This window comes from Sorangium aterium (genome assembly GCF_028368935.1).
In the GTDB taxonomy this organism is placed as follows: Bacteria; Myxococcota_A; Polyangia; order Polyangiales; family Polyangiaceae; genus Sorangium; species Sorangium atrum.
In genome coordinates this window covers 1,163,288-1,179,809 of record NZ_JAQNDK010000002.1, presented here as the reverse complement: position 1 = coordinate 1,179,809, position 16,522 = coordinate 1,163,288, and the positions used below count along the sequence as shown (strand labels likewise).

15 protein-coding genes are annotated in these 16,522 nt (G+C 71.9%); 11 read left to right on the top strand and 4 right to left on the bottom strand.

From position 1 onward, the window contains the following. Nucleotides 1-20: 20 nt before the first annotated feature. Nucleotides 21-1,973, top strand: a complete 1,953-nt coding sequence (locus POL72_RS19465; RefSeq protein WP_272096941.1) for a hypothetical protein — start codon at nt 21-23, stop codon at nt 1,971-1,973. Nucleotides 1,974-2,011: 38 nt separating this feature from the next. Here POL72_RS19465 and efp read toward each other — a convergent pair whose 3' ends face one another. Continuing rightward, nucleotides 2,012-2,572 (bottom strand): elongation factor P, encoded by a 561-nt coding sequence (gene efp / locus POL72_RS19460; RefSeq protein WP_272096940.1) that lies wholly within the window; start codon nt 2,570-2,572, stop codon nt 2,012-2,014. A 184-nt stretch (nt 2,573-2,756) separates the two neighbouring features. On the opposite strand from efp, the gene POL72_RS19455 reads away from it, so the two are divergent. Beyond that, nucleotides 2,757-3,617, top strand: coding sequence for a tetratricopeptide repeat protein (locus tag POL72_RS19455; protein ID WP_272096939.1), 861 nt, complete (start codon nt 2,757-2,759; stop codon nt 3,615-3,617). Between the two features lie 58 nt (nt 3,618-3,675). On the opposite strand, the gene POL72_RS19450 is transcribed toward POL72_RS19455, so the two are convergent. After that, the gene (locus POL72_RS19450) at nt 3,676-4,692 is read right to left on the bottom strand and encodes a hypothetical protein (protein WP_272096938.1); all 1,017 of its coding nucleotides are present in this window, start codon (nt 4,690-4,692) and stop codon (nt 3,676-3,678) included. An 84-nt stretch (nt 4,693-4,776) separates the two neighbouring features. Beyond that, the gene (gene htpG, locus POL72_RS19445; RefSeq protein WP_272096937.1) at nt 4,777-6,765 is read right to left on the bottom strand and encodes a molecular chaperone HtpG; all 1,989 of its coding nucleotides are present in this window, start codon (nt 6,763-6,765) and stop codon (nt 4,777-4,779) included. Between the two features lie 334 nt (nt 6,766-7,099). Here htpG and POL72_RS19440 point away from each other — a divergent pair, with 334 nt between their 5' ends. From POL72_RS19440 to hisN, 3 genes are all read left to right on the top strand, one after another. Next, the gene (locus POL72_RS19440) at nt 7,100-8,239 is read left to right on the top strand and encodes a hypothetical protein (protein WP_272096936.1); all 1,140 of its coding nucleotides are present in this window, start codon (nt 7,100-7,102) and stop codon (nt 8,237-8,239) included. A gap of 133 nt (nt 8,240-8,372) precedes the next feature. Then, nucleotides 8,373-9,380: an alpha/beta hydrolase gene (locus POL72_RS19435; RefSeq protein WP_272096935.1), complete on the top strand. Its 1,008-nt coding sequence runs from the start codon at nt 8,373-8,375 to the stop codon at nt 9,378-9,380. Nucleotides 9,381-9,488: 108 nt separating this feature from the next. Continuing rightward, nucleotides 9,489-10,286 (top strand): histidinol-phosphatase, encoded by a 798-nt coding sequence (hisN, locus tag POL72_RS19430; protein ID WP_272096934.1) that lies wholly within the window; start codon nt 9,489-9,491, stop codon nt 10,284-10,286. Between the two features lie 31 nt (nt 10,287-10,317). Here the strand turns inward: hisN and POL72_RS19425 are convergent, their stop codons facing one another. Further along, nucleotides 10,318-10,989 carry a TetR/AcrR family transcriptional regulator gene (locus POL72_RS19425; protein WP_272096933.1) on the bottom strand — a complete coding sequence of 224 codons (672 nt, stop codon included), beginning with the start codon at nt 10,987-10,989 and terminating at the stop codon, nt 10,318-10,320. A gap of 116 nt (nt 10,990-11,105) precedes the next feature. On the opposite strand from POL72_RS19425, the gene POL72_RS19420 reads away from it, so the two are divergent. From POL72_RS19420 to gspC, 6 genes are all read left to right on the top strand, one after another. Next, a complete protein-coding gene (locus tag POL72_RS19420; protein WP_272096932.1) occupies nt 11,106-11,738 on the top strand; it encodes a hypothetical protein in 633 nt (210 codons plus the stop codon). A gap of 631 nt (nt 11,739-12,369) precedes the next feature. Next, nucleotides 12,370-12,753 (top strand): (2Fe-2S) ferredoxin domain-containing protein, encoded by a 384-nt coding sequence (locus POL72_RS19415; RefSeq protein ID WP_272096931.1) that lies wholly within the window; start codon nt 12,370-12,372, stop codon nt 12,751-12,753. Further along, the gene (locus POL72_RS19410) at nt 12,753-13,196 is read left to right on the top strand and encodes a hypothetical protein (RefSeq protein ID WP_272096930.1); all 444 of its coding nucleotides are present in this window, start codon (nt 12,753-12,755) and stop codon (nt 13,194-13,196) included. The genes POL72_RS19415 and POL72_RS19410 overlap by 1 nt, the downstream gene beginning before the upstream one ends. A gap of 5 nt (nt 13,197-13,201) precedes the next feature. Beyond that, nucleotides 13,202-13,768 carry an isochorismatase family protein gene (locus POL72_RS19405; RefSeq protein WP_272096929.1) on the top strand — a complete coding sequence of 189 codons (567 nt, stop codon included), beginning with the start codon at nt 13,202-13,204 and terminating at the stop codon, nt 13,766-13,768. A 130-nt stretch (nt 13,769-13,898) separates the two neighbouring features. Next, the gene (locus POL72_RS19400) at nt 13,899-15,305 is read left to right on the top strand and encodes a sigma-54-dependent transcriptional regulator (RefSeq protein WP_272096928.1); all 1,407 of its coding nucleotides are present in this window, start codon (nt 13,899-13,901) and stop codon (nt 15,303-15,305) included. 204 nt (nt 15,306-15,509) lie between these two features. After that, the gene (gene gspC / locus POL72_RS19395; protein ID WP_272096927.1) at nt 15,510-16,490 is read left to right on the top strand and encodes a type II secretion system protein GspC; all 981 of its coding nucleotides are present in this window, start codon (nt 15,510-15,512) and stop codon (nt 16,488-16,490) included. The last annotated feature ends 32 nt before the right edge of the window (nt 16,491-16,522 follow it).

Genomic DNA, 16,522 nt, shown 5'->3' with positions numbered 1-16,522 from the left:
CACCGGCGGGTCCGCCCGCGATGCCCGATCGATCCTGCTCGAAGCTCCTCCGCGCCCTGCTCCCGCTCCTCGCCGCCGCCGGCTGCGATGGCTGCCCGAGCTCCAGGCCCTACACGCCTTACACGCTCGGCTCGGCGACGCCCTCCGGCTCGCCTCCCCCGCTGAGCGGCGTCGGCCCTGGCGCGGCGAGCGCCGGCCCCGAGGCCGACGCCGGCGCTCCGGACGCCGCCGCGCCTCGGTTCGCGGTGGTGCCGAGCGTCCCGGCGCCGGAAGGCGGCAAGCAATGGCCCCTCGAGGGCGGCGCCGTGGCCGCGGCGCCGACCGGGCGCACGTTCGAGACCGGGCTCCTCCTCGACGTCGACGGGGACGGCGCGCGCGATCTCGTCGCCTGGGCCCGGTCGCCCGACGGCCTGCGCGGCGAGCTCCTGCTCGCGCCCGCCGCGCGGCCGCAGGCGCTGCGCACGCTCGCCGCGCTCCCCGGCGATCTCGACGCGCAGGGGTGCACCCCGCGCGTCGGCCTCAGCCAGATCGGCCCCTCCGCGCTCGCCTTCGATTTCGCCCCGCAGTGCGGCGGCGCTCACCGCGGCGCCGCGGGCGCGGGCGCCACGCGCTGGATCGCCGTGATCCGACTCCCCGGGCCCGCCGCGGGCGCGGGCGCGCCGCCGGAGCTCGCCCTGGAGCTCCGCCTCCGCGCGCCGCCCGCGGAGGAAGCGCTCTCCGCCTCCCTCGAGGTCGCCGACCGCGACGCAGACGGCCGCGACGACCTCATCGTCTCGGTCGGAATCGAAGGCGCCCTGCGCCCCTTCCCTGCCCCGGCGCGCGCCGCGTCCGAGGTCCGCGCCCCGCTCGTCTTCCTGGATCGCCCCGCCGGCCTCTCGCGCGACGCGGCCCAGCCCGGCGAGGCGCTGCGCGCCCTCGCTGCCTCCCTGCTCCGGGACGCGCGCTCCAAGTCGACCGCGCCGGCCGTGGCCGCCTCCGCCCAGCGGCTGCGCCGGCTCCACGCCGCCCTCTGCGTCGACGCTGCCAGCGGCGCCGGAGCGACCGCCGGCCGCGACGCCGCGCGCGCCGGCGAGGCCCTCGTCTGGACGGGCGCCGGCCCTGTGCGCTGCGGCGAGCCGGGGCTCGCGGCCGCCATCGACCACGCCGAGGCGGTCGCGGCGTCCACGCGGGGCGCGCCGATCGCGGCCATCGCGGCGCTCGACCGCGGCGGCGCCGAGGCGCGCACCAAGGAGGACGGCAAGCTCCTCGCGAAGCTCGCGCCGCCGGCGACCGCCGCCGCCGTGTACCGCACCGCCGCTGCCCCGCAGCCGACAAGGACCGGCACCTTCGGCCCGCTCGCGTTCGAGGCGAGCGGCGCCCTGCTGGTCCGCACCGCGCAGGGCGTCGTCCGCGTCGACCCCGCCACGTCGACCGAGTCCGCGACGGACATCCCTCCCTGGCCTGCCGCCGTCCACGCCGGCCCCGCGGAGCTCGTCGCCGTCGAGCGGCGCTGCGACGCGCCCACCTTGCTCGGGCTGTTCCGCAGCTCGCCCGATGCCGTCGGCGAGATGGAGGTCCCGCTCCCGCTGCTCCGCGGCCAGGGGCCTCGCGCCCGGCCCGGCGCGGCTCTGCCCGAGCGCTGCGCCGGGACCGAGCGCCTGCCCTTCGTTCCGCTGGCCGCGTCGGAGCGCGGCTTCGACATCGCCCTCGGCGCAGCGCTGATCTCGATCGACCTGCGGGCCGCCGCGCCGGCCTCGTCCGCGCTGTCGTTCCCGCTCACCACGCCCGCGCCTCAGGGCGCGGCGCGGTCGCCGGACGGCGCCACGCTGGCGGTCCCGGCCGCCGGCGGGCTCCTCGTGGCGACCGCGGGCGGCGCCGCGCGCCTCTGGACGGGCGGCGACCTCGCGCAGGCGACGGCGTGCGCGCCGGCCAACGGCGGAGCCCGCGTCGCGTGCGTCGCCGGCGCGGCCGCGGTGATCTTCGAAGCGAAGTGACCTCCGTCGTCCCTCGGACCCCGGAGGTCAGCCGGGGCTCACTTGTTGACGCGCTCCAGGTACTTGCCGTCGGCCGTGTCGATCTTGATCCACTCGCCCTCCTTCACGAAGAGCGGGACGTTGACGGTCGCGCCGGTCGACACCGTGGCGGGCTTGGTGGCGCCGCTCGCCGTGTCGCCCTTGACGCCCGGCTCGCTGCTCACGATCTGGAGCACCACGTGCGGGGGCATGCTGACGCCGATCGGCAGCCCGTTGAACAGGGTCACGTCGATCGACATCCCGTCGCTCAGCCACTTGGAGTCATCGCCGATCTTGTCGCCGGGGACCGTGAGCTGCTCGCCGGTCGACGGGTCCATGAACACGAAGTCGGTGCCTTCCGGATAGATGTACTGGAGGCTGCGCTCCTCCACGTCCGCCGGCTCCAGCTTCTCGCCCGATTTGTACGTGCGCTCGAGCACCGCGCCCGTCGCCATGTTCCGGATCTTGACGCGGGTGAACGCCTGCCCCTTTCCCGGCTTGACGAACTGGAAGTCGATGACCGAGTAGGGCTGGCCGTCGACCATAAACTTGAGGCCTTTTCGGATGTCGCTTGTGTCCATGGGGAGAGCTTCCTGGTAGCGTAAGGGCGGCCTGTCGGCGAGGCCGGGGATCCGCGTCCGCGGCACCCTGGCGCGGCTCGGGGGTCCGCGTTCGCGGCCCCTTCCACGGGTCGGGGGTCCGCGTTCGCGGCCCCCTTAGCACGAGCACAGCCTCCTGCACAGGGCACGGTTTCAGGACCTGAAAATGCACGACTTCGACGACGAGCTCAGGGAGATCAAGCGTGAGATCGTGGAATCCCGTGGGCTCATCATCAAGACGAACAACCTCACGAACGCCCTCGCAGCGGATCTGAAGAGCATCTCCAAGCGCCAGATGGCGTACGAGCGGCGCGCCTTCTGGAACAGCGCGAGCGCGAACCTGCTCTTCGTGATCGTGGTGATCGGCGTGGTCAAGCTCGCCTGGGACGCACGCGTGGACGCCGTCCAGGCCGAGACCAAGGGCGCGCGCGACCGCATCGCGAAGCACGAGGCCGATCTCAAGGAGATGCAGCAGCGGAGCGACGCGCGCGCCAAGGCCGAGAGCGACGCAGCGGCGTTCTACGAGCTCATCCGTGCCGAGCGGCGACAGGAGGTGATCGAGGGCTTCGAGGCGCTGCGCAAGGCGCCGCTCACCCGGGCCGAGCTCGCGTTCTTCTCGGACTCGGTCGACAAGGCGCGCTCGGAGCTCTCGATCAAATCGTACCAGACGGGCCTCGATCACATGCGGACGGGCCGCTGGCACGAGGCCGCGGTCGCCTTCGAGGACGCCATCCGGCAGAAGGAGACGGCGTCGCACACCCCGTCGGCCCGCCTCAACCTGGCGCGCGCCTACCGCAGGCTCAACCGGCAGCGCGACGCGATTCCGCTGCTCATGACGCTCTCCGAGGCGTCGCCCGATCGGGAGGTCATGGATGACGCGACCTTCCTCCTCGCCGAGTGCCTCCTCGACATCCAGGCCTGGAACGACGCGAAGACGACCTTGCGGTCGTTCATCCGCCGCTTCCCGGACAGCGCGTACATCAACGACGCGCGCCTCGCGCTGGCCGACGTCTCGCTCCGGCACTGACGCGCGCCGCCACGGCCGGCCGGCGTTCCCCCACGCGGCGCCGCGCGGGGGGACGACGTCAGGACCCGCGCCGCACGTCGATCCGGCGCGGCTCGTCCTTCTTCTCGAACCAGCTGGATCGGAGCTGCCGGCGGAGGCCTGACGCGAACAGGCAGTCGCGGAACGCGTTCTGCTCGAAGGTCACCGCGCTGTGCGCGAGCGGGACCTGGATGAAGATGGCGCGGCCGTCCAGGAGCTGCTTGCGCGTGAGCTCGCCCGGGCGCCGCTCGTGAAGGCAGGCGACGCCCTGGGTCTCGAGCGCGCGCGCGAGCTCGAGGTTGAGCCGCCGCACGTCGCCCGCGACGAAGTGGCTGATGAGCTTGTGCCTGTCCCGCCCCGATCGGCCCTTCCGCTCGAGCACCCAGTCGCGGAACGCGTCGACCTCGCCGTACAGCGCGTCGAACAGGTACACCTCGTTCACCTCGCAGCCGCCGTGGCGCAGGCACGCGGCCGCGACGCGGTATCCGCCCGAGTGCGCCGACAGGCAGAGCGTCCCGAGCCTCGCCTGCCGCGGGATGGCGCGATCGCCGAGCGCCCGCCGCGCCGAGGGGGTCGCGAGCACCGACGCGAGCTCGCCGCACAGCCGCCGGAGGCCGCCCTTCTGCCCCAGCTTGCCCGGGGGCGACTCCGCCGCGTTCACAGCGCACTGCGGCACCACGAGCACCGCGTTCTGCTTGCTCTCGTGGAGCTGCTCGCGGAGCTTGTGCGCCGCGATGGCCCGCTCCGCGGTCGTGACGTGGCCGTGGAAGTGGATCACGAGGTCGAGCTCATCGCTCTCCGGCGCGCGGTAATGGGCCGGCACGAAGACCATCGCCGTGGCGTCCTGGTAAGGAGCCCCGTCGCAGGGAAATGGCGCGTTCGACAGCTCGATCTTGAGCGTCACGCCGATCTCCGACGCCTCGACGGCCCTCACCCTGGAGGCAGCGCTGGCGAGCGCCGGCGCAAAGAGCCCCGGCGCGGCCAGGGCGCCGCCCGCCGCGCCGAGCGCTCGAAGGAAGGCCCGGCGGCCGAGCGCCGGTGGTGCGAATCGGGACATCTGGCGACCTCGTCCCGCGCCTATCACCGACGCTCGACCCCGGCCAAGAAACCGAAACGCCGCAGAGCGGCGGGCATCCGCTGCTCAGCTTTGGCTGACGGCCGCGCTGCTCACCTGCGCGAGCAGATCCTGGATGCGCCGGACGAGCTTCGCCGGCTCCTGCACCACGCCCTCGACGAGGAGGGCCTGGTCGAGGAGGAGCTCGGACCACTGCTTCACCCGCTCCGAGCCGGGCTCGCGCCCCGCCAGGATGTTGAGGTTCTTCACCACAGGGTGACCCGGGTTGAGCTCCAGGATCCGCTTGGACTCCTCGGCGTTCTGGTCGATGAGCTTCATGATCCGCTCGAGGTTCGCCCCTGGATCCCCCTCGGCGGCGACGAGGCAGCTCGCGCTGTCCGTCAGGCGCCGCGAGACGCGCACGTCCTTCACCCGGTCGCCCAGCGCCGCCTTGACCGCCGCCACGGCCGCGTCCACCGACTCCTCCGGCTCGTCCTTCTTCTCCGGCTCGGCGCCGAGATCGACGTCGCCGTGCATCACGCTCTTGAGGCGGCGCTTGTCGAACTCGTTCAGCGCCTTCACGAACCACTCGTCGACCGGATCCACGAGGAACAGCACGTCGTAGCCGCGCTTCCGGAACGCCTCGAGGTGCGGGCTCTGCTCGACCGCGTGGCGGCCGAGCCCCGTCACGTAATAGATCTCCTTCTGCGCCTCCGGCATCTTCGCGACGTAGTCGCGGAGCGAGATGAGCTTGCCGGCCTCCGTGTTCATCGACTCGAACCGGCACAGCTCGGCGATCGCGTCCTTGTTCTTCCAGTCGCTTGTGGCCCCCTCCTTGATGACCCGGCCGAACTCCTTCCAGAAGGCCGCATAGCGCTCGGGGTCCGACTCGGAGAGGTCCTTGAGCGACTTGAGCACCTGCTTGACGATCTGCTGCTCGATCTGGGAGAGCGTGCGGTTCTCCTGGAGCATCTCGCGCGAGACGTTGAGCGAGAGGTCCTCGGAGTCGACGACGCCGCGCAGGAAGCGCAGGTACATCGGCGTCAGCTTGTCGCAGTCCTCGACGATGAGGACCCGCTTCGCGTAGAGGCGCACGCCCCGGCGGTCCTTGTGGAACATGTCCGCCGGCGCCTTCTCGGGCACGTAGAGCAGGGCGTGGAACTGCACGGGCGCGTCGATCGACAGGTGCACGGTGAGCAGCGGATTCTCCCCCTCGTAGCCGCCGGTCACGTGCCGGAAGAACTCCGCGTGCTGCTCCTCGGTGATCTGCGACTTGGGCAGCGTCCAGAGCGCGGCCGAGCGGTTCGCGACCTCGTCGTTCACCTTGATGGGGAAATGAACGAAATCCGAGTACTTGCGGATGATCTCCTTGATCCGCCACACCTTCGTGTACTCGCGCGCGTCCTCCTTGAGGTGGAGGACGATCTTCGTGCCGGGGTGCTCGCGATCGCCGGAGGCCACGGTGAACGAGCCCGCGCCGGACGAGCGCCACAGGACGGGCTCCGCGCCCGGCAGCATCGAGCGGGTCTGCACGTCGACGCGCGAGGCGACCATGAACGCGGCGTAGAAGCCGACGCCGAACTGGCCGATGAGCTGGAGCTTGCCGCCGTCCTTCTTCTGCTTGGCGGCCTCAGCGTTGGCCTTCAGGAACTCCAGCGACCCCGAGCGGGCGATGGTGCCGAGGTTCTGCACCACCTCGTCCCGGGTCATGCCGATGCCGTTGTCCTCGATGGTGAGGGTCCGGGCGGCGTCGTCGAGCGTGATGAGGATCGCGGGCTCGCCGGCCTGTTCAGCGACCCCTTCGCGCGTGAGGGCCAGGAAGCGGGCCTTGTCGAGCGCGTCCGACGCGTTCGAGATGAGCTCGCGGAGGAAGACCTCCTGGTTTGCGTAGAGCGAGTTGATGACCAGCGCGAGGACCTGCTGCACCTCGGCCTGGAAGGGAAGCTCGACCGCGCCGGCGGCCTTGGCCTCCTCGGACGGGGTCGACGCGGGCGTCTCCGGGCCCGGAGCCGCACCCGAAGGCTCGGCAGAGGGCGTGGAACCGCTGGTTTCGGGGTTCGGGCTTTCCGTGTTCATGTCGGCGACCAAATGGATCCGATTTTCGAAAGGGCAATCCCCCGGCGCGCCGCGGGGCGCCGCGGAGCGCCCCCAAAACGCGCCGCGGTGTGTCGCCTCGCTCCGAGCGCGCTCCGCGGCCGCCTCCGGGCCCCCCCGGCCGGGTGAGGGGCTCCCCGGGCCGCGGGCCGACGCGGCGTCGAGGTCGGGATCTGCGCGCCGGGTCGTCACGTTCAGGTCGCTGTGCGCGAGCCCCGCATCCTTGCCCGGCTTTTCCGGTGGGTAAGGGTTTCTTCATCAGGTCGCCGGAGCTAGATTCACCAGCGTTACACCCTCGCGGTCGGAGAGATCTGTCGTGGTAGCACTTCTCCGTGCAGTACACCGTGTTCTCCCGGCGATCGGCGTGCTGGCCGGGGTGCTGGTGCTCGCGGGGTGCGGCGATCGGGGCAAGACGGCCGAGCAGGACCTCCTGAAGCGTCCGCCCGCTGTGCTCCAGTTCGACGGCTATGTCTACGTCCCGACCGAGACGAGCGATTTCAAGATCCTAGAGCGCGTGCGGGCGCAGACGCGCACGGTGTTCACGGGGCTGCGGAAGTCCCGGGTGATGGTGAGCCGGCGCGAGGTCCAGGGAGCGACCACGGACAACTTCGCCAAGGAGGCCGTGACCGTCGTCGACGCCGCGGGGCACCGCACCCTCGCGCTCCGCGTGCGGTATCGGTTCGTGGCACGGCCGGAGGTCGCGAACGGCATCGACGATCGCAAGGAGCTCCCGCTCGCGCTCCTGCACCGGGAGGATGACGAGGTCGCGGAGCGCATCTACGAGGAGTGCACGCCGCCCCAGGAGCGGAGGAAGGGGGGCGCCAGCGCCGTCGGCCTCGACTTCGATCCGTCCGTTCCGAGCTGCAAGGCCGCGATGGCCGCGGAGCAGGCGGCGATCGACGCGGCGCGCGCGAAGGTGCCCGAGCTCGCGGGCGGGCCGCCTGCCTCCGCCAAGGACACGGTGGTCCCGATCGAGGAGGTGCGGCGCCTGTACATCCCGACGCAGGTGACCATCGAGCTCCGCGATCGCAAGCCGGGCGAGGTCACGCCGCGCTTCGTCCCGGTGGATCGACCGGAGAAAGAGGACGCGCGGATCGCGACCGCGGAGCGGCCCGGCGGCGAGCACCCCGAGGGGCTCGAGCCGGCGGCGGTGCTCATCGACCCGGATCTCAAGGTGGAGCGGACGCCCGAGGAGAGGGCGATCGCCGAGGGGACCCTGCTGCCGAAGATGCCCACGACCGGCGGCACGGGCGCGGTGAGCGGCGAGAGGCGGATCGAGGTCGTGAGCCCCGCGGTGGCGCAGGCGCAGCAGCGCAAGGCGGAGGCCGCCGCGACCGCGAACGAGCGCTTCGAGATCCCCTTCGAGACGCTGACCGACCCGAAGTTCCTGGTGGTCTGGTTCAGCCTGCTGATGGCGTACCCGATCCTCCGGGGCGATCCGCGGAAGAAGCGCTGACGCGCGCCGCAGGCGCTGACGCGCGCCCCAAACGCTGGCGCGCGCCTCGCCGAGAGGGGCGACGGCGCAGCGCTCGGACCGGCGTGGGCAGAGGCCGCCGCGATCGCGGGGGTCGTCCGCTACGATGCCCGCCATGATGCTTCGGCTGATGAAGATGTTCGGCCTCGCCTTCGTGGAGACCACGACGGAACGCGCCCGCCGGGGGCCCGCGCGCCCGAGCTGGGGCTTCGGCTTCGAGTGGGTGGTCCGCTTTCTCCGCCGCGATTTCGCCTACGTGCTCGACCGGCCCTACCCGGACGTCAGGGCCGAGCTCGACGCGCGCCCGTACTCCCAGAAGGCCGTCCGGCGCGTGAAGCGCACGGACGACACCTTGAAGGGCGTCCCCGCGGTCTGGTTCGAGCCTCCTGGCGCGGCGTCGCGTGGCGTCGTCCTCTACCTCCACGGCGGCTCGTACCTGTTCGGCTCCACGAGGACCCACGCGGACCTCATGGCGCGGCTGGCGCTGGCGAGCGGCGCCCGCGTCGTGGGCATCGACTACCGGCTCGCGCCGGAGCACCGCTATCCAGCGCAGCTCGAGGACGCGCTCGCCGCCTTTGACGCGCTGGTCGAGCGCGGCCATGCGCCGGGGGAGCTCGCGCTCGCCGGCGACTCCGCCGGCGGCAACCTCGCGCTCGTCACGCAGCTCGCGCAGCGCGACCGCGGCGCGCAGGCGCGCTGCGCCGCGCTCATCTCTCCCTGGCTCGACCTCACCGCGAGCAGCGCCTCGGCGATCGCGAACGACTCGACCGATTACGGCACCCGGGAGGGTCTCCTGCGCCAGGCGCGCGATTTCGCGGGCGCGACCCCGCTGGACGATCCCCGGCTGTCACCGCTCCACGCGCGTCTGGAGGGGCTGGCCTCGCTGTTCATCCAGGTCGGCGACGCCGAGCGCCTCCACGACGAGGGCCAGGAGCTCGCGCGGCGCGCCCGCGAGGCGGGCGTCGACGTCACGCTCGACGTGCTGCGGGACATGCCCCACAACGGGCCGGTGCTGGCCGACTTCCACCCGGAGGGCGCGCGGGGCACGGACGCGCTGGGCGCGTATCTCCGAGCGCGCCTGTCGTCGAGCGCGGCAGCGGCGACGCGGCCTGACGCGGCCTGATGCGGAGCTCGCTCCGCGGCGCTGAGGGGCGAGGTGGTTGCCGTGAGCGGGCGGCGCGCGTAGGGGATCGCGCGGTGAGGCTCGCCTCGAGGGCCCACGGAGGAGACGATGACCCCTTCCCAGGACCTGGTCGAGCTGGCAGAGCGGCTCGCGGACGCCAGCGGCGCCGTGATCCGGCGCTACTTTCGCAAGGGCATCGAGGCCGACGACAAGGCGGACGCGAGCCCTGTCACGATCGCCGACCGCGAGGCCGAGGCGGCGATACGCGAGCTGCTCGCCGCGCGCGCGCCGGGACACGGGATCGTGGGAGAGGAGCTCGGCCGCCAGAACGAGGCAGCGGAGCTCGTGTGGGTGCTCGATCCCATCGACGGGACGAAGGCGTTCATCACGGGCAAGCCGCTCTTCGGCACGCTCATCGCCCTGCTGCACCGGGGGCGGCCGGTGCTCGGCGTCATCGACCAGCCCGTCCTCGGCGATCGCTGGCTCGGCGTCCTGGGCCGGCAGACGCTCTGGAACGGCGAGCCGGCGCGCGTCCGCGCGTGCGCGGGGCTGCCGCTCGCGCGCCTCTCCACCACGGGCCCGCAGTACTTCCCGCCGGCGAAGACCCGCGCCTTCGGGGAGGTCGCGTCCCGGGCCAAGCTCGTGAGCTACGGCGGGGATTGCTACCAGTATGGCCTCGTGGCGAGCGGCAGCATCGACGTGGTCGTCGAGTATGGCCTCAAGCTCCACGATTTCGCGGCGCTCGTCCCGGTGATCACCGGCGCCGGAGGGGTCATGACGGACTGGGAAGGGCGCCCGCTCGACGCCGCGAGCGCCGGTGACGTGGTGGCCGCCGGCGACCCGCGCACCCACGCCGAGGTGCTCGCCGCGCTCCGCGCCGGCGATCCCCGGCAGGGCGCGCGCTGACGCGCGCCGACGTTGGAGCGCCGGCGGCGCCTCACGCGCGGAGCCCTCGGAACTGGAGGGCGAGCGAGCTCTTCAGCACGGGATCCAGCGCCGCCGCGAGCGTCACGAAGCCGCTGAGCCAGGACAGGAGCGCCGCGAAGTAGAGGGCGAAGATGTTGTGCGCCGCGGCGAGCGGGTCGATGTCGCCCGCGACCTCGCCGCGCGCCTGCGCGTCGCGCACCAGGCTCGCGATGCGGTGCAGGAACGCGAACGTGAGCGCGTTCAGCCGCTCTCCGTTCGGACCCGACGCGCCGGGGAAGGCCTTCACGAACGCCTGCGAGACGAGCGGCTGCTCGCCGTACATCGCGAACAGCCGCTGGAACACGTGGATGAGCTGAGGGAGCAGGGGCTCTTTGCGCGGCAGCGCCTCGAACGCCGCGTCGACCGCGGCCGCGAGCCGGTCGTGCATCACCATCATGAGCAGGTCGGCCTTGTCGCGCGCGTGCACGAACACCGTCCCCGTCGCGACCTCCGCGCGCTCCGCCACCGCCTTGGTCGTCGTGTCGTCGTACCCGAGCTCGGTGAAGAGCGCCCACGCGGCGTCCCGGATCCGCCGGCGGGTGTCGAGCTTCTGCTGGGCGCGCCCGCCGCGCTCGGGGGCCGGCGCGGCCGGCGCGGCGGATCGCCTCCGGCGTTTCGTCGCGCTTGTAATGACCTTGCTCATCGACGAGGAACACTGTTGCCGAGGATGCCTCCCCGTCAAGCGGCGATCTCCTTGACAGAACGAGCGCGATGAATGACCATGGTCAGTGACTGAAGTCATCGAACGAGGGTGGTGCCATGGCTCTTGTGCATTACGACGAAGGCCTCACGATGCGGGAGGCGCGGGCGCTCTACTTCGAGGTGAACCGCTTCGGCGCGGACGGCGGGTACGGCGACGCGTGGGTCGACTTCAAGCTCGGTCCGCTCCCGGTCCCGTTTCCGAACACCCGGGCGCGCGTGCGCGCCGTGCGTTACCACGACCTTCACCACGTGCTGACGGGCTACGACACGAACGCGACCGGCGAGTTCGAGATCGCGGCGTGGGAGCTCGGCGCCGGCTGCAAGGGCTTCGTCGCGGCCTGGCAGCTCAACCTGGGCGGCCTCTTCGCGGGGCTCCTCTCAGCCCCGCGCCGGACGGTCCGCGCGTTCTTCCGCGGCCGCCGCAGCGAGAGCCTGTATGGCCGTCCGTTCGAGGATCTGCTCGATCGAGAGGTCGGCGCGCTGCGCAGGGAGATGCGCGTCGATGAGCGCTCTTCGTCCGGCTCCGGCCCTGCGGCGCTCGACGTGCTCCGGCTCGCGCTCGCGAGCCTCGCGGGGCTCGTTGTCGGCGTCCTCGGGTTCGCGGCGGTGCTCGTCGTGGCGCCGATCGGGATCGTGAACCTGGCGCTGCGCCGGCACCGCGCGCGCAGCGCCGCTGAAGCGGGGGCCTGAGGCGAGGAGCCTGCCGGCGTTCAACCCCCGAACAGATTACGAGGGTTCAACGAACCCCCAACACCTTCTCGCATACTCCACGACCACCTCTGCGATACCGTGCTCAATCGATGACACGTCCGCGCGAACAAAATCGCCCTTGAGAGGTCCACCGGAAGCAAGGACAGTAGTTGGGTCGTTATCGGACAGACCTCTACCACCATCAAGCTTTATCAGGATGATCGCCCCGTCGCCGCGCATGCGCTCCAAGATCGGGAGGACCGCATCGATCCCTCTCCACTGCGCTGGAACTGGGCTCAAACCAAGGTGGTTTGCTACCATTGGAATGAGTCCGTAGTCATCTGTGGCCATGAACCCCCCCGGGATGTGGCACAGTAGCCTCCTGTCAAACCGCAGCCTCGATAACCTTGACGAATGGGGTTCCGAAGAAGTCTGAACCGCCACGATCGTCGACAAACTCCGAGGCGAGTACAGTACGCCACAGGACCTGAGAATGCCTCGCGCACAGCATCTGTGCGCCCGTCCGGCCGCCGGCGCGCCCCCCTGCCGAAGCTCGACGCGCCCCCCGACGCACCCCGCCCTCCCCCTCGCCAGCTTGACCTGGCCGCCGCGACGCACGAGGATCCGCCTCGTGCCCCAGCGAAAGCGCTACCTCTTCGTCTGCGTCAACCGCCGCCCGGACGGCGTTCCCAAGGGCTCCTGCGCTCAGCGCGGCGCCGAGGGGATCCACGTGCAGCTCAAGGCCGCGCTCGCCGAGCGGGGGCTCGCGAAGGTCGAGGCGCGCGCCTGCTCCGCGAGCTGCCTCGACGTCTGCTGGGCAGGCCCCGTCATCGCCGTGGAGCCGGACGGCTACTTCTACGGCCGCGTGACCCCCGCCGACGTCCCGGAGATCGTCGACGCCCTCGCCTCGGGCCGCCGGGTCGAGCGGCTCGTGCTCCCGCCCGAGGACTACACGGAGGCGACCGCCGCCCCGCCGCTGCCGGCGCCGCCGCGCGGCGCCCCGCCGGAGCCGTGATGCGCGGCTTCGAGTTCTGCGAGACCATGGCCGGGAGCTTCCACCTGGTCGACTCGCCGTCCGACGAGCGGCCCATGTCGTTCACGATCCGCGCGCGCTCGCGCGGCCTCCTCGACTTCCTGCGCAAGCCCGAGGTCGAGATCGAGGGCGAGATCGACGCCGAGGGCTTCGCCGACCACCGCTACCTCTCCGGGCGGCTCGGCCTCGACGTCGCGCGCACCGGGACCCTGCCCTACTCCTTCGAGTTCACCGCCAACGACGGCCGCCGCTGCGCGTTCGCCGGCCGGAAGACCGTGCGCCCCGGCGATCTCATGACGTCGATGACCGTCCTGCCCGGCGTCCTCGTCGGCGACGGCGGCGCGCTGATCGGCGAGGCGCTCCTCCGCTTCGACCTGCGGAGCGACCTGCTCCGGTTCCTGAGGAGCTTCCGGGCCACGAGGTAGCCACCATGCAAAGGATCGAGCCCGCAGACAGCGCGGTCATCGTCATCGACGTCCAGGAGAAGCTCGCCGCCGCGATGCCGGCGCCCCAGATGGACGCGCTGACCCGCGCGGCCACGGTGCTGATCGAGGCGGCGCGGCGGCTCGGCGCGGCGATCATCGCCACCGAGCAGTACCCCGCGGGCCTCGGCCCGACCATCGCGCCCATCGCCGAGCGGCTGGCCCAGGCGGGCGCGCCCGTCATCCCCAAGATGGAGTTCTCCGCCTGCGGCTCCGCCGAGTTCGAGCGCGCCTTGCGCACGTCGACCGGGCGCGCGCCCCGCGCCGCCATCGTCGTCGGCGTGGAGGCGCACGTCTGCGTCTTCCAGACCGTGCGCGACCTCGCGGCGCGCGGCGTCCTCGTCCAGGTGCCGCTCGACGGCGTCGCCTCCCGCCGCGACGACCACCGGCTCGCCGGCCTCGATCTCTGCCGCGCCGCAGGCGCCACCATCACCACCGCGGAGACCGTCGTCTTCGACTGGCTCAAGATCGCCGGGACGGACGACTTCAAGCAGCTCTCGAAGCTCATCCGCTGACCGATCCCGCGATCTTCGCGGGCGGCGCGCGGGGACCAGGTCGGCGTGTCAGTTTGTCAGGCGCCGGCTCGGACGTTGTCAGACCCGTGCTCTCCTGGACATGCCGCCAACGCCTGTGACACAGTGGCGCATGGCTGACGATCTGGCACAAGTCCCCCCGAGCGCGCCGCCCGCTGGCCCCGCCGCGCCGCCGCCCGGCGCGCCGACGGTCCTCGTGGTCGATGACGAGCCGTCGAACGTCGCCTCCATCGAGAAGATCTTCCAGCGCGACGGCATGCGCGTCATCACGGCGGACAGCGCGAAGGCGGCGCTGGAGATCGTGCGCAGCCGCCGCGTCGAGGTCGTCCTGACCGACCTGATGATGCCGGGCGTCAGCGGCCTGGAGCTGCTCCGCGCGCTGAAGCAGCTCGCGCCCGACACCGAGGTCGTGATGATGACCGCCTACGGGACCGTCGAGACCGCGGTCCAGGCCATGCGCGAGGGCGCCTACGACTTCGTGGAGAAGCCGCTCAAGCGGATGACGATCATCAAGAGCGTGCGCAAGGCTGCAGAGCGCCAGTCGCTCGTCGCCGAGAACCGCTCGCTCCGGCAGGAGATCAAGCTGCTCACGAAGCGCGAGATCGTCGGATCGAGCCCGACGCTCCGCCGCGTGCTCGACATCGCGACCCAGGCGGCGCCCTCGAGCGCCACGGTGCTCGTGCTCGGCGAGAGCGGCACCGGCAAGGAGCTGCTCGCGCGCTTCATCCACGAGCGCAGCGCGCGCTCGCGGGGGCCGTTCGTCGCGGTCAACTGCGCGGCCATCCCGGAGACCATCCTCGAGGCCGAGCTCTTCGGCCACGAGCGCGGCGCGTTCACCGGCGCCCTCGCGAAGCGCGACGGCCGCTTCGCCAAGGCGGCCGGCGGCACGCTGTTCCTCGACGAGATCGGCGAGCTCTCGCCCGCCGTGCAGGTGAAGCTCCTCCGCGTGCTGCAGGAGGGCGAGTACGAGCCCGTCGGCGGCGACACGGTGCGCGCCGACGTGCGCCTGGTCGCGGCCACCAACAAGGACCTCCGCGCCGAGGTCGCCGCGGGCCGCTTCCGCGAGGACCTGTTCTACCGGCTCAACGTGATCGCGATCACGGCGCCCCCGCTCCGGACCCGCCGCGAGGACATCCCGCTCCTCGTCGACCACTTCCTCGGCATCTACTGCACGAAGAACAACCGCCCCCGCCTGGAGGCGCCGCGCGACGTGCTCGCGCGCTTGACCGACTACACGTGGCCGGGCAACGTGCGCGAGCTCGAGAACGTGATCGAGCGCGCCGTGGTCCTCTGCCGCGGCGACCAGCTCTCGGTCGACGACCTGCCCGACTTCATCCGCGAGGCCGCCCCCGCCGAGCCGAGCTCGCTCACCTTCTCGGTCGGCACGCCCCTCGACGAGGTGGAGCGCAGGCTCATCCGCGAGACGCTCCGCCACGCCCGCGGGGACAAATCCGTGGCCGCGCAGTTGCTCGGCATCTCGACGCGCACCATCTACCGAAAGCTCGGCGAGCTGGAGTGACGCCGCGCGCGCCGTCCCGCGGACACCGCGCGCGCCTGCGCGCCGGCCCCCGCGAAAATCCATTTGTCACTTTGGCAAAGGAGGCCGTCCGACACGCCTGGGGTTCGTCACCTTGGCGGGACAGCCTCCGAAATTTCGTGAAGACGCGGGAAACCACCGGCGATTGACCGCTGGCATGAAACTCGCCTAGAGGAGGATGGGCGCATGGGCATCGACGCGATCCTGAAGCGGTATTTCCCCTGGGTGCTGGGCGCACTGATCGCGCTCGCCGCCTACTTCCAGGCGTCGGGCATGGGTCAGCTCGTGGTCTCCAGCGTCGCGATCGACGCCCCGCCGGCGCCGCCCAGCCATCCGACGCGCCCGGCGTCGTTCGGGCCGACCGCGAGCAGCACGGACCACACGACGAGCGCCGCGGCGATCCTCTCGCGCAACCCGTTCGACTCGGTGACGGGGCCGCTCGACGGCAAGCCCGTCGAGCTCCCGACCGTCCAGCACGAGCTGCCCAACAAGGACCCGTACGCGGACCCGTCCTGCGACGGCGCCCGCGTCCTCCTCATCACGCAGGCCGACGATCCCGCGTGGTCGTTCGCGGCCATGACCGGCTCGGACGGCAAGGCGATCTTGCGGCGGCAGGGGGATGAGATCAGCGGGCAGACCGTTTACTACGTGGGGTGGGATCGGGTCTGGCTGACGTCCGGCAGCTCGCGGTGCCAGGCCATCGTTGGCAGCCGCGCCGTCGCCCGCGCCAGCGCCGCGCCGGCGCCGGCGCCCCCGACGACGTCGACGGGCGCGGCCTCGAAGCCCCCCGCCCGCGCCGGCAAGAAGATCCCGCCGGAGATCGCCTCGAAGATCCAGCGCGTGAGCGAGACGGAGTTCAACGTGGAGCGCAGCGCCGTCGACCACATCCTGGAGAACCAGGGCGAGCTGATGCGCTCCGCGCGCATCGTCCCCGAGAAGGAGGGAGACAAGGTGGTGGGCATCCGTCTCTTCGGGATTCGCCCGGACTCTCTGCTGGGGACGCTCGGGCTGGAGAACGGAGATCGGCTGTCCAGCATCAACGGGTTTGAGATGAGCGATCCGCAGAAGGCCCTCGAGGCCTACGCGCGGCTCCGGACGGCGGACCGGCTCACGGTGAGCATCAACCGCAAGGGCAAGCCGATGAACATCGACTTCAACATCAAGTGAGCGCTCCGGACTGAATCCAGGGACGAAAGCAG